The sequence below is a fragment of the Oscillospiraceae bacterium genome (genome assembly GCA_025757685.1).
GTDB lineage: Bacteria > Bacillota > Clostridia > Oscillospirales > Acutalibacteraceae > CAG-217.
Genome location: CP107220.1, coordinates 811,082 through 825,675 on the forward strand (window position 1 = coordinate 811,082; position 14,594 = coordinate 825,675).

Here is a 14,594-nt window from a genome sequence, read left to right on the forward strand (position 1 = left end):
TGATAGTCCCTTTTGTAGGGGCTTAGTTTTTTGTACCCAATTTAAGAATACTTTTGCCTTATCAATTTTGACATATCCCCAAAAACAGCACTCACAAACAGGTGTATGCTGTATATGTGTATGTCCGCAAATTATCATCCCCAGTGGTAAAAGTATTTTACTGCTGGGGATTTTTATGCCCTTCGGGGCAGTAAAGGGAGGACAATCACATGAAAATAATCAATATTGGAATTCTTGCCCATGTAGACGCTGGAAAGACGACCTTGACGGAGAGCCTGCTATATGCCAGCGGAGCCATTTCAGAACCGGGGAGCGTCGAAAAAGGGACAACGAGGACGGACACCATGTTTTTGGAGCGGCAGCGTGGGATTACCATTCAAGCGGCAGTCACTTCCTTCCAGTGGCACAGATGTAAAGTCAACATTGTGGATACGCCCGGCCACATGGATTTTTTGGCGGAGGTGTACCGCTCTTTGGCTGTTTTAGATGGGGCCATCTTGGTGATCTCCGCTAAAGATGGCGTGCAGGCCCAGACCCGTATTCTGTTCCATGCCCTGCGGAAAATGAACATTCCCACCGTTATCTTTATCAACAAGATCGACCAGGCTGGCGTTGATTTGCAGAGCGTGGTTCAGTCTGTTCGGGATAAGCTCTCCGCCGATATTATCATCAAGCAGACGGTGTCGCTGTCCCCGGAAATAGTCCTGGAGGAAAATACCGACATAGAAGCATGGGATGCGGTCATCGAAAATAACGATAAATTATTGGAAAAGTATATCGCAGGAGAACCAATCAGCCGGGAAAAACTTGTGCGGGAGGAACAGCGGCGGGTTCAAGACGCCTCCCTGTTCCCGGTCTATTATGGCAGCGCCAAAAAGGGCCTTGGCATTCAACCGTTGATGGATGCGGTGACAGGGCTGTTCCAACCGATTGGGGAACAGGGGAGCGCCGCCCTATGCGGCAGCGTTTTCAAGGTGGAGTATACAGATTGCGGCCAGCGGCGTGTCTATCTACGGCTATACAGCGGAACGCTGCGCCTGCGGGATACGGTGGCCCTGGCCGGGAGAGAAAAGCTGAAAATCACAGAGATGCGTATTCCATCCAAAGGGGAAATTGTTCGGACAGACACCGCTTATCCGGGTGAAATTGTTATCCTTCCCAGCGACAGCGTGAGGTTAAACGATGTATTAGGGGACCCAACCCGGCTCCCTCGTAAAAGGTGGCGTGAGGACCCCCTCCCCATGCTGCGGACGTCGATTGCGCCGAAAACGGCAGCGCAAAGAGAACGGCTGCTGGACGCTCTTACGCAACTTGCGGATACTGACCCGCTTTTGCGCTGCGAGGTGGATTCCATCACCCATGAGATCATTCTTTCTTTTTTGGGCCGGGTGCAGTTGGAGGTTGTTTCCGCTTTGCTGTCGGAAAAATACAAGCTTGAAACAGTGGTAAAGGAACCCACCGTCATTTATATGGAGCGGCCGCTCAAAGCAGCCAGCCACACCATCCATATCGAGGTGCCGCCCAACCCGTTTTGGGCATCCATCGGACTGTCTGTTACACCACTCCCGCTTGGCTCCGGTGTACAATACGAGAGCCGGGTTTCGCTGGGATACTTGAACCAGAGTTTTCAAAACGCTGTCAGGGATGGTATCCGTTACGGGCTGGAGCAGGGCTTGTTCGGCTGGAACGTAACGGACTGTAAGATTTGCTTTGAATACGGGCTTTATTACAGTCCGGTCAGCACGCCGGCGGACTTCCGCTCATTGGCCCCGATTGTATTGGAACAGGCATTGAAGGAATCAGGGACGCAACTGCTGGAACCTTATCTCTCCTTCACCCTCTATGCGCCCCGGGAATATCTTTCCAGGGCTTATCATGATGCACCGAAATACTGTGCCACCATCGAAACGGTCCAGGTAAAAAAGGATGAAGTTGTCTTTACTGGCGAGATTCCCGCCCGCTGTATACAGGCATACCGTACTGATCTGGCCTTTTACACCAACGGGCAGAGCGTATGCCTTACAGAACTGAAAGGGTATCAGGCCGCTGTCGGCAAGCCAGTCATCCAGCCCCGCCGTCCAAACAGCCGCCTGGACAAGGTGCGCCATATGTTTCAGAAGGTAATGTAAAGATACATAATCGTCAAGACGGCAACAATCAGAAGTTATGGAGGGTAACAATGGAATATAGTAAGGAAGATTTAATGGAAGCAAAAAAGCAAATTTGGGGAGTGGGAGAGAACATGGGAACAGAGGAAAGTAAAAAAATCTGGGAGGAGAACGCACAATTTTGGGATAATGCAATGGGTGACGAATCTAATGAATTTCACAGAGAGGTAGTGCGTCCCAAAGTAACGGAACTTCTATCTCCTAATCCTGCGGATTACATTTTGGATATTGCGTGTGGCAATGGAAATTATTCTTCGTATCTTGCACAAAGAGGCGCTTCGGTTGTCGCTTTTGATTACAGCAAAAAAATGATAGAATTGGCTAAAAGACGGCAATCACAATATGCAAAACAAATTGAATTTTGTGTGGCGGATGCGACCGATAGAAAAAGTATATTAGAATTAAAAAGAAATCGAGCCTTTACGAAAGCAGTTTCTAATATGGCAATTATGGATATTACGGATATTGAACCACTTCTTATGGCTGTTTATGAACTGTTGCAGGAAAGCGGAATTTTTGTCTTTGCAACGCAACACCCTTGTTTTGTCACGTTGACTGAAAAATATATGACACCGCACAGTTACTATGATATAGCGATTGAAGGGCAACCGAAAGAGCAGATTTATTATCATCGTTCCATACAAGATATTTTTAACCTTTGTTTTAGAGCTGGATTTGTCATTGATGGATTTTATGAAGAATGTTTTAAAACCAACAAAGAAATTCCTATGGTAATGATAGTAAGGCTTAAGAAGGTAAAACGTGATAGCTTAAAATAAATTCAAGTTTGTCGGGTAAATAGCAAATCCAGCCGAGCCAGTCAACGGTCAAGATGAACGGCGCATATGCGCAGCCGTTGACAGCCCCGCCCGCCTTTGCTGGTAGGCAATCAAGGGGCGACAGCAAGAAGTGCCACCGCCCCGCACTATTATTCAGAAAGGGGAATTTCCATGACCGACCAGATAGCCTATCAAGAATATATCCAGCGCAGGTACAACGCCTTTTGCAAGACTGTTATCCGCTGTGCCGCCTTGGACAAGATTTTGAAGCTTAAACGGCAATGGGAACGGCAAGTTTCCCTTGACTATCTGATGAACGAGAAGTTTGTCCAGTTTGCCGCGTCGGAGCCGGACGAGGAATACCCATTTACCGTCTGCGGTCAGACCGTCCTGCTCTGCAACGCCGCCCTTGCCGACGCGATCTCTGTTTTGCCGGAGCAGACGCGGGAAGAAATCCTGCGCTATTACTTTCTGCGCCAGCCGCAGCGCGTGATCGGCGCGTGTATTGGCCGGTCACGCAGCACAGCGGGGCGGCATATCCAGCTTGCCTTGCAGCGGCTACGCGAAGAAATGGGGGTGAGCCGGTATGAGTAGACTTCTCCCCTATGAAACAATCCTCAAAGCCCGTGAGGGCGACCCAGAAGCCGTGAACGCTGTCCTGCTCCACTACGCCGGATATATCCGCTATTTCTCAAAAGTGAACGGGCAGGTCAACGCCGAGGTGGAGGACTATGTAAAGCAGCGGTTAATTGACTGTCAATTCAAGTTCCGGCTTGACGAACCACCGGACAAGTCATAAAAACTGAATACCAGCCGCCACCGACGCGGCCAGCGAAAGCAGTAAGTCTTGAAAAAGATTTACTGCTTTTTTTGTTGTCCGGCTCCGCTCCCGGCCATTTTGCCCCCTGCCGGTTGTAGTAGTAAGCGAGGAGGGAATTTTTCTGCCCTGGTGTTTGGCATTTGGAGCATTTACCCGTAGTAGAGGGCAAAGAGAAAGGATTTCTCCAACACCGGGTAGAAACCACTGCGTCCGGTGTCATTTTAGCGAAAGCGGGCAGGAATGCCCTTTACAGGATTAGTAGTAGCAGAAAAAGAGAAACAAACTTTTGTGGTTGCAGTTTTCCAAAAAAGTGGCGGACGGAAGTGAGAGAAAGTTTGCAGTCACGGAGAGCAAGATTCTACCGCAGTACCAAAATTCGCTTATCGCTCATTTTGCCCCTGCGGGAATCTTGTTGGGGAGTGCCTTCCCCAAACCCTGCTTATGCGGCTTACGCCGCTGGAAAATCCCTCAAAATAATTTTTCGGATTTTTCAAAAACAGTTCCGCTTTACACCCTGTTTTTCTCCTATTAGTGAGAGGACACCACGCACAGCCGAAGGAGGTTTTACCATGCGAAAACGATATAACACGCCGCACCGCAGCCGGGTAGTCAAGACACGCATGACCGAGGAAGAATACGCCGAGTTTGCGGAAAGGCTTTCTGCTTACAACATGAGCCAAGCCGAGTTTATCCGGCAAGCCATAACCGGGGCAGCCATACGCCCCATCATAACCGTTTCCCCCGTCAATGACGAGTTGCTTGCCGCTGTCGGGAAGCTGACCGCCGAATACGGCAGGATCGGCGGCAACTTAAACCAGATAGCCCGGACGCTGAACGAGTGGCACAGCCCCTACCCGCAGCTTGCCGGGGAGGTACGGGCGGCGGTTTCCGACCTTGCTGCCCTAAAGTTTGAAGTCTTGCAGAAAGTGGGTGACGCTGTTGGCAACATTCAAACATATCAGCTCTAAAAATGCGGACTATGGCGCAGCGGAAGCCTATCTCACATTTGAGCATGACGAGTTTACCATGAAGCCCACCCTTGATGAAAACGGGCGGCTGATACCGAGGGAGGATTACCGCATTTCTTCCCTCAACTGTGGGGGCGAGGATTTCGCTGTTGCCTGTATGCGGGCTAATCTCCGCTATGAGAAAAACCAAAAACGGGAAGATGTGAAAAGCCACCACTATATCATCAGCTTTGACCCACGGGACGGGACAGACAACGGCTTGACCGTAGACCGGGCGCAGGAGCTGGGCGAGCAGTTCTGTAAAGAGCATTTCCCCGGACACCAAGCCTTAGTCTGCACCCACCCGGACGGGCATAACCACAGCGGCAATATCCATGTGCATATCGTCATCAACTCCCTGCGGATTTATGAAGTCCCGCTTCTGCCCTACATGGACAGACCAGCCGACACACGGGAGGGCTGCAAGCACCGCTGCACCAACGCCGCTATGGAATATTTCAAGAGTGAAGTCATGGAGATGTGCCACCGGGAGGGGCTTTACCAAATCGACCTCCTAAGCGGCAGCAAGGAACGGATAACCGAACGGGAATACTGGGCGGCAAAGAAAGGACAGCTTGCCCTTGATAAAGAGAACGCTGTCAGAGAAGCCGCAGGACAGCCGACCAAGCCCACCAAGTTTGAAACGGACAAGGCGAAGCTGCGCCGGACGATACGGCAGGCACTTTCCCAAGCTGGCAGCTTTGACGAATTTTCTTCCCTTTTGCTGCGGGAGGGTGTGACCGTCAAGGAGAGCCGGGGGCGGCTTTCCTACCTCACGCCGGACAGGACAAAGCCTATCACAGCCCGGAAGCTGGGGGACGATTTTGACAAGGCTGCTGTCCTTGTCCTGCTTACGCAGAACGCCCACAGAGCCGCCGAACAGAGCAAAGCCATACTCGAATACCCTGCCGCGGTTAAAAAGCTGTCACAAGGGGAAAAAACCACAAAAACCACCCCGGCAGACAACACCTTGCAGCGCATGGTTGACCGGGAAGCCAAGCGAGCCGAGGGCAAGGGCGTGGGCTATGACCGCTGGGCGGCAAAGCACAACCTAAAGCAAATGGCAGCTACCGTTACCGCCTATCAGCAGTACGGCTTTTCTTCCCCGGAGGAACTGGACGAAGCCTGTTCTGCAGCCTATACCGCCATGCGGGAAAGCCTTACAGAGCTGAAGCAGATGGAAAAGACGCTGAACGGGAAAAAGGAGCTGCAACGGCAGGTGCTTGCCTATTCCAAGACCCGCCCTGTCCGGGACGGGCTGAAACAGCAGAAAAACGCCAAAGCAAAAGCAGCCTACCGTCAGAAGTACGAAAGCGACTTTATCATAGCAGACGCAGCCGCCCGCTATTTCAGGGAAAACGGCATTTCCAAGCTGCCGAGCTATAAAGCCCTGCAAGCAGAGATTGAAACCCTTATCCAAGAGAAAAACAGCGGCTACAACGATTACCGGGCAAAACGGGAGGAATACCGCCGCTTACAGACTGTCAAGGGCAATATCGACCAGATTTTACACCGGGAGCGCAAGCCTGTGAAAAGGCAGGAACAGGAACGATAAAAACCGCCCCAAAATGTACCCGAACCTATACAGAACAAGGGGGCTGCCCCGTACCCTATCCGCAAATACCAAAGGATTTTTTAACGGGCTTATAGGGCAGAAAAAACCCGAAAATGATACCGAGATGATACAGAATTACCGCCGATACCGCCACACCAGCGGAAACGGCAGAAAGGAGCGCACCCATGCCAAGAATGAGCAAGAAACGGCGGCTGGAATGGTCTTTTTTCCTGCGGCAAGTGAAAGTCGGGAATTCCACCTGCGATCGTATCACATACAATGACCTCTGCCGGGGCTGTACCCATAGCTGCAAGCAGAGCTTCCGGGCGGTTATCATACTCTGCCCCCACTACTACTCCAAACGCCGGAAAAAGGAGGACAGGGACAATGGCAGATAACCGCAAGTATTACTACCTCAAGCTGAAAGAGAACTTTTTTGACAGCGACTCCATTGTGCTGCTGGAAGATATGAAAGACGGGATTTTATACTCCAATATCCTCTTGAAGCTGTACTTAAAATCGCTGAAAAACGGCGGGAAATTGCAGCTTGACGAGCATATCCCCTACACAGCGCAGATGATAGCGACACTGACCCGCCACCAGATAGGGACGGTTGAGAGGGCTTTAGAGATTTTCCGGCAGTTGGGGCTTGTGGAGCAGCTTGACAGCGGGGCTTTCTATATGACCGACATTGAGCTGATGATAGGACAGTCCTCTACCGAAGCCGAGCGGAAACGGGCTGCAAGACTGGAAAACAAGGCACTTTTACCGCCCCGGACAAAAGGCGGACATTTGTCCGACATTCGTCCACCAGAGATAGAGATAGAGTTAGAGAAAGAGATAGAGATAGAAAAAGAGAGAGAGGGAGAAACGGGACACCCCGCCCCCGCCGCTTATGGCAGATACAACAATGTGATACTGACCGATACAGAGCTTTCCGGGCTAAAAACAGAGTTGCCCGACAAGTGGGAGTATTATATTGACCGGCTTTCCTGCCATATCGCTTCCACCGGGAAACAGTACCACAGCCATGCAGCCACCATTTACAAGTGGGCGCAGGAGGACGCTGCCAAAGGCAAGGCTGCCCCGAAACAGGGCATACCCGATTATTCATGCAAGGAGGGCGAGAGCTTATGAAAAACGGAATTGAAGCTATGATTACGGACATTACAGCCACTACCGCCGAAGCGGAGGACTACACAGGCGAGGACGGGCTTTTATACTGCGGTAAGTGCCATACGCCCAAAGAAGCCTATTTTGCAGAGGGAAAGACTTGTTTCGGGCGTGACCGCCACCCGGCAGAGTGCGACTGCCAGCGGGCAGCCCGTGAAAAGCAGCAAGCCGCCGAAAGCCGACAGAAGCACCTTGAAAAAGTGGAGGACTTGAAACGCCGGGGCTTTACCGACCCTGCTATGCGGAACTGGACATTTGAGCATGACAACGGCAGAAACCCGCAGACCGAAACCGCCCGCTTTTATGTGGAGAGCTGGGAAACCATGCAGGCTGAAAATATCGGCTACCTGTTTTGGGGCGGCGTGGGGACGGGAAAAAGCTACCTTGCCGCCTGTATCGCCAACGCCCTTATGGAAAAAGAGGTTGCCGTCTGCATGACAAACTTTGCAACGATACTGGGTGACCTTGCCGCCAGCTTTGAGGGCAGGAACGAATATATTTCCCGCCTTTGCAGCTACCCTCTGCTGATACTTGATGATTTCGGTATGGAGCGAGGAACAGAATACGGGCTGGAACAGGTTTACAGCGTGATTGACAGCCGTTACCGAAGCGGCAAGCCGCTGATCGCCACGACCAACCTCACGCTGGAGGAATTGCAGCACCCGCAGGACACGCCCCACGCCCGTATCTATGACAGGCTGACTTCCATGTGCGCCCCCGTCCGCTTCACGGGCAGCAACTTCCGAAAGGAAACCGCACAGGAAAAGCTGGAACGCTTAAAGCAACTGATGAAGCAGCGAAAGGAGAGCCTATGACAGAAACGAAACAGACAAGCACCACCAAAACAGACCGCCGCCCGGACTGTGTGACGGAAATCCGCATGGGCAACTCCGTCCTTACCGTTTCCGGCTTCTTCAAGCAGGGCGCAACCGACACCGCAGCCGACAAGATGATGAAAGTGCTGGAAGCGGAAGCTGCTACACAAAAAACGGCGATTTGACCGACCATAAAGAAGCAGATTTGACGCTTTTGCCGCTATACAGACAGCCGCCCCATGTGGTACAATCAAGGTACGGAATAGTGGGGCTGGCTGTCGGAAACGGAGGATTTTATGTTAAGACAGACCAACCAACAACCAATTACCGCCCTTTACCCAAGACTATCCCATGAGGACGAGCTGCAAGGCGAAAGCAATTCCATTTCCAATCAGAAGCGTATCCTTGAAACCTATGCAAAGCAGAACGGCTTTTCCAATCTGCGCTGGTACACGGACGACGGTTATTCTGGTGCGAACTTTCAAAGACCCGGTTTTCAAGCCATGCTTGCGGACATTGAAGCCGGAAAAGTCGGGACAGTTATCGTAAAGGATATGTCGAGGTTAGGGCGAAACTACCTGCAAGTGGGAATGTACACGGAAATGATTTTCCCACAGAAAGGTGTCCGCTTCATCGCTATCAATGACGGAGTGGACAGCGCACAGGGCGACAATGACTTTGCCCCGCTGCGGAATATCTTTAACGAATGGCTGGTGAGAGATACGAGCAAGAAAATCAAAGCAGTAAAACGCTCAAAAGGCATGAATGGCAAGCCCATCACAAGCAAGCCTGTGTATGGCTACCTCATGGACGAGGATGAAAATTTCATTATTGACGAGGAAGCTGCACCCGTAGTCAAGCAGATATACAACCTCTGTCTTGCCGGGAATGGTCCGACCAAGATAGCCCGTATGCTCACAGAGCAGCAAATCCCCACGCCGGGAACGCTTGAATACCGCAGGACGGGCAGCACCCGCCGCTACCACCCCGGCTATGAGTGCAAGTGGGCGACCAATACCGTAGTGCATATCCTTGAAAACCGGGAATACACAGGCTGTCTGGTAAATTTCAAGACAGAAAAACTTTCTTACAAAGTCAAGCACAGTGTAGAAAATCCCCCGGAAAAGCAAGTGATTTTCGAGAACCACCACGAGCCTATCATAGACACCCAAACATGGGAACGGGTGCAGGAGCTTCGCAAACAGCGCAAACGCCCAAACCGCTATGATGAAGTGGGTTTGTTCTCCGGCATACTGTTCTGTGCGGACTGCGGCAGCGTGATGTATCAGCAGCGATACCAGACGGACAAGCGCAAGCAGGACTGTTATATCTGCGGCAACTACAAGAAACGCACCCATGACTGTACGGCGCACTTTATCCGCACCGACCTCTTGACCGCTGGTGTACTCTCCAATCTGCGGAAAGTGACCAGCTATGCGGCAAAGCATGAAGCCCGGTTTATGAAACTCTTGATTGAGCAGAACGAGGACGGGGGCAAACGCAGGAACGCCGCCAAGAAAAAGGAACTGGAAGCCTCCGAGAAACGCATAGCCGAGTTATCCGCTATCTTCAAGCGGCTGTATGAGGACAGCGTGACCGGGCGCATATCAGACGAGCGTTTCACAGAGCTGTCGGCAGACTATGAAGCAGAGCAACGGGAGCTGAAAGAAAGAGCCGCTGCTATTCAAGCGGAGCTTTCCAAAGCACAGGAAGCCACCGTGAACGCAGAAAAGTTTATGAATGTTGTCCGGCGGCATACCAGCTTTGAAGAACTTACCCCTACTCTGCTGCGGGAGTTTGTAGAGAAAATCGTTGTGCATGAGTGCAGCTATGACGAGAACAAGACCCGCAGACAGGACATTGAGATTTATTATTCTTTTGTTGGCAAGGTGGACTTGCCCGAATAACCGCCCGACCTATCCGACACAATGCGCAAGTGCCGGATAGGAACGGCAAAATTTTTTACACTTCTATTACTTCTTTATCGCACATCAGTAAAGGCTTACGGCAACACACAGATGTCATTCTTTTACTTTAGAAAATTCTAAGCGAGAGGAAGAGAAGCGTTAGCGAGAGAATCTCAGGGAGAAACAAAAGACTTTTGTCTGATTTCCCTTGCATCTTGGTGTAAAATATGGTATAAAATAAATACGCACTTAGGAAAAGGGCATTGAAAAAGAAAAAAGTTTTTCAAAATCCCTTGACAGTTCGCCCCTGTTTGGCTATAATAATGACCGTTGCATCTGCGGGTGTAGTTCAATGGTAGAATCCCAGCCTTCCAAGCTGGTCGTGTGGGTTCGATTCCCATCACCCGCTCCAGCAAGGGATGCTCCAATTTGCGCTTGTAGCTCAGGTGGATAGAGCAACTGCCTTCTAAGCAGTGGGTCAGGGGTTCGAGTCCCTTCAAGCGCGCCAATATATGGTGGGATTAGTTCAGTTGGTTAGAGCGCCAGTTTGTGGCACTGGAGGTCATCGGTTCGAATCCGATATCCCACCCCATTTTTTTTGAATAACGCCCGTAACCATTGGGGTGTCGCCAAGTGGTAAGGCAAGGGACTTTGACTCCCTCACGCGTGGGTTCGAATCCCGCCTCCCCAGCCAGCGCCCCTTAGGGGGCGGATGCGATCCATTAGCTCAGTTGGCAGAGCACTTGACTTTTAATCAAGGTGTCCGGAGTTCGAATCTCCGATGGATCACCAGTAAATTTCCCTTAAAATCGCCGATTTTCGGCTGTTTTAGGGGATTTTTTATGCCCTTATTCAATAGGTACTTTTTTGCGTATTTTACGCTATTTTACCCTACTTTACGATAAAATGTATACCAAAATGTATACCACTCTTTGAGAACAGGGGACGGTTCTCTGTATTACCCGGTTCGGCCCCGCCATCGGCACCAAAGGCTCTTCGCAAGATGCGAGGGGCCTTTTTTCTGCTCTGTCGAATTAACTTTACACAATACCATTTATCTGTTAAAATAGAATCGCAAACTCTGTATTTCTTTTGCTATCTGGGAGATAGGGTGTATGAGAAAAGTGTAAAGCAGGGAACCGTCCCCTGTTTTTTTATAAGCGTGAATAAGGAGATTTTATCATGGATTTAAAAGTACATATTGAAAACATTAAAAATATCAACCATTGTGAATTTGTGTTGCCTATTGAAAAAGGCATTTATGGTTTAGTTGGTGCGAATGGATGTGGGAAAAGTACTGTTTTATCTTGTATTGCCCAATGTGTTTTCTCTTCAAGTTTGCAGAACCTAAGTGAATTTGATTATGGAGAAAACTCATTTGTCGAGTTTTCTTATGGCGGGCAACATACAATATGGAAAAGCAGCGATAATTCGTGGAAAACTGATTGTAATAGAAATCAAAGAATTCATTTCAATGGAATGTATGAGGGGAGTTTGTTTTATGGAACAAGATTTGACGATTCGCTTAAGGTTGATGATTTAGTAAAAAACTCAACAATTTCTTCAAATGATATTGTCGATGCAGATTCGTATATAAAACAACAGATGAGTTTTATTCTTCACGGTGATCTCAATCATTATGGAACATTAAAACGAATAAGAAATAAAAGAATAGCTCAGAAGGTTAATCTTAAAAACACGCCATATTTTCAAGAAATTAAAGGCAACCTTATAAGTCAATACAAGATGAGTTCTGGTGAATGTCTATTAGTTTCTCTATTACATTTTATTTATAATGCATTGATTCGAAGAAGTTTACCTGTAGATGAACCGATATTAATGTTGATTGATGAAATCGAGTTAGCATTACACCCTGTTGCGGTATCAAGATTAATTGATTTGCTAAACAATATCATTAAGGAACATGATAACCTTACTGTAGTATTGACTTCACACTCGCCAGAAGTAATTCGAAAAATATCAGCTAATAATTTGTTTATGATGGAGATTGATGAAAAAAACACAATTGAATTCTATTCGCCTTGTTATCCGAGTTATGCAATTCGAGATGTATATATGCATTCAGGATTTGATTGTGTTATTCTTGTCGAGGATTTGCTTGCAAAATATGTTGTCGAAAAAGTCATACAACAGAATTCACTCAATTCTGGAAAATTAATCAATGTTCTTCCAATTGGTGGGTGGGAAAATGTCTTGAAGTTTCAGATGATGGCATATGCCACTAATACATTTGGAATTGGAACAAAATTATTCAGTATTCTTGATGGTGATATCCAAAATAGTGGAAAGATAAAAAAAGAATATCGCAAACTACAACCAATGTTCTTGCCAATCAATAGTATCGAAAAATATCTTTATAATGTATGCACCGATTCAAACTATAAAAGTATCAAGAGAAAAATTAACGATACTTTTTTTAATGTTGAATCTATCGATGATATACTTGCAGACTATGCGCAGGACAATGATAATAATGGTAAATCACTATATCGTAAAATATTAACTAATTTAAAAAATCGTAATATATCAGAGGATTCTTTCATCAAAGAGTTATGCAGTATTATTATGAATGCTAATAATTTTGAGGCATTTGCTTCTAAATTGCAATCCAGAATCTCATGATAAGAATTTTTATAAACAAAAGATAAAAGTTTCTGTGTTAATCTACGCTTGCCTTACATATAAATAATTGTTTCTAGAACAGGGGGACGGTTCCTTGTTTCGACTCCGGTAACAGCACAGGATTGTACCGGTAATCGTTCTCTTACTCATATACCCATTACTATCAGTAACTTAGTAAAATTAGTTGGTTTGATTTTGAAATTGAAGTGAGGTAACATTTTGAGCAATATTGATTTTGGTTCTCTATATTTTACAGAAATAGCAAAATGCAATTATGATGCTATAAATGGTGTCGCAGATTTTGTTTTAAGCACCGAAAACAATAATGTAGTATTAAGATTTACTGGTGTATCAAAATATATGTTTATTCAAAGTAAATCGAATACTTTTGATGATACCGTTAAATTCTTTCCCATTGAAGACATAATAGGAAACGATGTTGCCAAAAGAAAAGAATTTCAATTAATAGAAAAAAATCAAAAAAAGATTTTTGAAGAATTCCAATATAATTATTTAATCGATAGTTGTTGTAGTTGTTGGTATATAAACGCCGAACATGTAGAATTATTAGGTGATTTATAGAACAGGGCAAAACAGGGGACGGCTTCTTGTTTTGGAAAAGCTGATTATGCAAAAGTAAAGAGCAGGCCTTACGACCTGCTCTTCCCCGCACCGTTACGGTGTGGGTCGGGTGTACAGAGCGCGCGTTCTAAGAGAATAAACGCGCACGGTACGCCGCTCTTTCCTTTTCATTTCCCTCTTTAGGTGTCGAATGACTGATCAAGCAATCATTCTGTGTATATCTTACACATATTCAGCAAGATTGTCAATACATTTTACATAACTTATTGGAAATAATTCACAAACTGCACAACATTGTTGAAAATATATAGGAAAATAGTGATAAATATTGAATTGTAGATCCCGATGATATGGGAGGGCCTATGAAAACCAGAATCAAAACCGGCAAAGTATCACTTATCGTTTTTATTGCTGTGATGGCCGTGTGTGTTGCAGGTGTGGCAATTTGGTGCTACGCTGTCGGGTATCAGGTGAAGGAGCACCGCCAAGGCGGCTCTGTGACCTGGGTGGAATACAACGGCAGTACCTACTATCGTATGGACGGTCTCACCGGTGAATACTGCAATTTTATAACCGATCATCGGGTCGGCTACAAGCCGCGGCCGGTGCTTTCTCGTGCCTATTATACACTGAAGAATGACCCAAACGGCGACTATTTGTACAGTACCGCCTTTCGGGATCATATTCTGTATACGCGGCTTTCCGCCCGGCGCATGGATCAAATGAGCCAAAATCAGATCACTTCCGTTCTGGTGAGCCCAAGTGGCGGAGAAAGTAAAAAACAATTTATCAATGACCCGGCGGTTGTGGCTTACTGCGCCGCGTTGAAGGAGGAAAAATATCGCGCACAAGAGGCGAAGGAGGAGGAACGCTCCAATATAGATGATGAGAATCCCATCGCCAAAAAGGAAGAAGACCCGGCGGCAAAGACTTTTCAGAAAAATACCAACAGTGGGTGGTACACGCTGTATTTTGCCTATGATCACGCACCGATCTGTGGAACGGAATTTGTGATTGTTGCGGAATACGACGGCGTATTTTATGTGGAAAAGGAAATTACGGACCGCGCCTTTACCGGCACGCCTGTGGATTTCCCGCCACTGGAAAAGGCTTGCCGTTCCTTGCCGCATAACGCTGCGGATTGA

The 14,594-nt window shown here is 47.7% G+C and carries 14 protein-coding genes and 5 tRNA genes; all 19 read left to right on the forward strand.

Annotated features, from left to right (window positions below):
* Nucleotides 1-209: 209 nt before the first annotated feature.
* Nucleotides 210-2,129 (forward strand): tetracycline resistance ribosomal protection protein Tet(W), encoded by a 1,920-nt coding sequence (gene tet(W), locus OGM59_03685; protein UYI91572.1) that lies wholly within the window; start codon nucleotides 210-212, stop codon nucleotides 2,127-2,129.
* A 50-nt stretch (nucleotides 2,130-2,179) separates the two neighbouring features.
* A complete protein-coding gene (locus OGM59_03690; GenBank protein ID UYI91573.1) occupies nucleotides 2,180-2,947 on the forward strand; it encodes a class I SAM-dependent methyltransferase in 768 nt (255 codons plus the stop codon).
* A 171-nt stretch (nucleotides 2,948-3,118) separates the two neighbouring features.
* On the forward strand, nucleotides 3,119-3,541 hold the full coding sequence (locus OGM59_03695) for a sigma-70 family RNA polymerase sigma factor (GenBank protein ID UYI91574.1): 423 nt from the start codon (nucleotides 3,119-3,121) through the stop codon (nucleotides 3,539-3,541).
* On the forward strand, nucleotides 3,534-3,746 hold the full coding sequence (locus OGM59_03700; GenBank protein ID UYI91575.1) for a helix-turn-helix domain-containing protein: 213 nt from the start codon (nucleotides 3,534-3,536) through the stop codon (nucleotides 3,744-3,746). Before OGM59_03695 ends, OGM59_03700 begins: the two co-directional genes overlap by 8 nt.
* A 590-nt stretch (nucleotides 3,747-4,336) precedes the next feature.
* Nucleotides 4,337-4,735, forward strand: a complete 399-nt coding sequence (gene mobC / locus OGM59_03705; protein ID UYI91576.1) for a plasmid mobilization relaxosome protein MobC — start codon at nucleotides 4,337-4,339, stop codon at nucleotides 4,733-4,735.
* Nucleotides 4,707-6,329, forward strand: coding sequence for a relaxase/mobilization nuclease domain-containing protein (locus OGM59_03710; protein UYI91577.1), 1,623 nt, complete (start codon nucleotides 4,707-4,709; stop codon nucleotides 6,327-6,329). Before mobC ends, OGM59_03710 begins: the two co-directional genes overlap by 29 nt.
* Before the next feature lie 185 nt (nucleotides 6,330-6,514).
* Nucleotides 6,515-6,727, forward strand: coding sequence for a hypothetical protein (locus OGM59_03715; protein ID UYI91578.1), 213 nt, complete (start codon nucleotides 6,515-6,517; stop codon nucleotides 6,725-6,727).
* Nucleotides 6,717-7,466 carry a phage replisome organizer N-terminal domain-containing protein gene (locus tag OGM59_03720; protein ID UYI91579.1) on the forward strand — a complete coding sequence of 250 codons (750 nt, stop codon included), beginning with the start codon at nucleotides 6,717-6,719 and terminating at the stop codon, nucleotides 7,464-7,466. Before OGM59_03715 ends, OGM59_03720 begins: the two co-directional genes overlap by 11 nt.
* Nucleotides 7,463-8,317, forward strand: a complete 855-nt coding sequence (locus tag OGM59_03725) for an ATP-binding protein (protein ID UYI91580.1) — start codon at nucleotides 7,463-7,465, stop codon at nucleotides 8,315-8,317. The genes OGM59_03720 and OGM59_03725 overlap by 4 nt, the downstream gene beginning before the upstream one ends.
* Nucleotides 8,314-8,502, forward strand: coding sequence for a transposon-encoded TnpW family protein (locus tag OGM59_03730; GenBank protein ID UYI91581.1), 189 nt, complete (start codon nucleotides 8,314-8,316; stop codon nucleotides 8,500-8,502). The genes OGM59_03725 and OGM59_03730 overlap by 4 nt, the downstream gene beginning before the upstream one ends.
* A gap of 111 nt (nucleotides 8,503-8,613) precedes the next feature.
* Complete coding sequence (locus tag OGM59_03735; protein UYI91582.1) at nucleotides 8,614-10,224, forward strand: recombinase family protein; 1,611 nt, start codon at nucleotides 8,614-8,616, stop codon at nucleotides 10,222-10,224.
* Nucleotides 10,225-10,562: 338 nt separating this feature from the next.
* A tRNA-Gly gene (locus tag OGM59_03740) sits at nucleotides 10,563-10,636 on the forward strand.
* A 19-nt stretch (nucleotides 10,637-10,655) separates the two neighbouring features.
* A tRNA-Arg gene (locus tag OGM59_03745) sits at nucleotides 10,656-10,732 on the forward strand.
* 7 nt (nucleotides 10,733-10,739) lie between these two features.
* Nucleotides 10,740-10,816: transfer RNA gene (locus tag OGM59_03750), tRNA-His, on the forward strand.
* A 27-nt stretch (nucleotides 10,817-10,843) separates the two neighbouring features.
* Nucleotides 10,844-10,918: transfer RNA gene (locus OGM59_03755), tRNA-Gln, on the forward strand.
* A gap of 22 nt (nucleotides 10,919-10,940) precedes the next feature.
* A tRNA-Lys gene (locus OGM59_03760) sits at nucleotides 10,941-11,016 on the forward strand.
* A gap of 390 nt (nucleotides 11,017-11,406) precedes the next feature.
* A complete protein-coding gene (locus tag OGM59_03765; protein ID UYI91583.1) occupies nucleotides 11,407-12,867 on the forward strand; it encodes an ATP-binding protein in 1,461 nt (486 codons plus the stop codon).
* Nucleotides 12,868-13,086: 219 nt separating this feature from the next.
* A complete protein-coding gene (locus OGM59_03770) occupies nucleotides 13,087-13,449 on the forward strand; it encodes a hypothetical protein (protein UYI91584.1) in 363 nt (120 codons plus the stop codon).
* A 362-nt stretch (nucleotides 13,450-13,811) separates the two neighbouring features.
* Nucleotides 13,812-14,594: a hypothetical protein gene (locus OGM59_03775; protein UYI91585.1), complete on the forward strand. Its 783-nt coding sequence runs from the start codon at nucleotides 13,812-13,814 to the stop codon at nucleotides 14,592-14,594.

What these genes read in the sequence shown, in the direction of transcription:
- OGM59_03690 (UYI91573.1), top strand. Translation starts at nt 2,180, where the DNA reads ATGGAATATAGTAAGGAAGATTTAATGGAAGCAAAAAAGCAAATTTGG.
- OGM59_03695 (UYI91574.1), top strand. Translation starts at nt 3,119, where the DNA reads ATGACCGACCAGATAGCCTATCAAGAATATATCCAGCGCAGGTACAAC.
- OGM59_03700 (UYI91575.1), top strand. Translation starts at nt 3,534, where the DNA reads ATGAGTAGACTTCTCCCCTATGAAACAATCCTCAAAGCCCGTGAGGGC.
- mobC (UYI91576.1), top strand. Translation starts at nt 4,337, where the DNA reads ATGCGAAAACGATATAACACGCCGCACCGCAGCCGGGTAGTCAAGACA.
- OGM59_03715 (UYI91578.1), top strand. Translation starts at nt 6,515, where the DNA reads ATGCCAAGAATGAGCAAGAAACGGCGGCTGGAATGGTCTTTTTTCCTG.
- OGM59_03720 (UYI91579.1), top strand. Translation starts at nt 6,717, where the DNA reads ATGGCAGATAACCGCAAGTATTACTACCTCAAGCTGAAAGAGAACTTT.
- OGM59_03725 (UYI91580.1), top strand. Translation starts at nt 7,463, where the DNA reads ATGAAAAACGGAATTGAAGCTATGATTACGGACATTACAGCCACTACC.
- OGM59_03730 (UYI91581.1), top strand. Translation starts at nt 8,314, where the DNA reads ATGACAGAAACGAAACAGACAAGCACCACCAAAACAGACCGCCGCCCG.
- OGM59_03735 (UYI91582.1), top strand. Translation starts at nt 8,614, where the DNA reads ATGTTAAGACAGACCAACCAACAACCAATTACCGCCCTTTACCCAAGA.
- OGM59_03765 (UYI91583.1), top strand. Translation starts at nt 11,407, where the DNA reads ATGGATTTAAAAGTACATATTGAAAACATTAAAAATATCAACCATTGT.
- OGM59_03775 (UYI91585.1), top strand. Translation starts at nt 13,812, where the DNA reads ATGAAAACCAGAATCAAAACCGGCAAAGTATCACTTATCGTTTTTATT.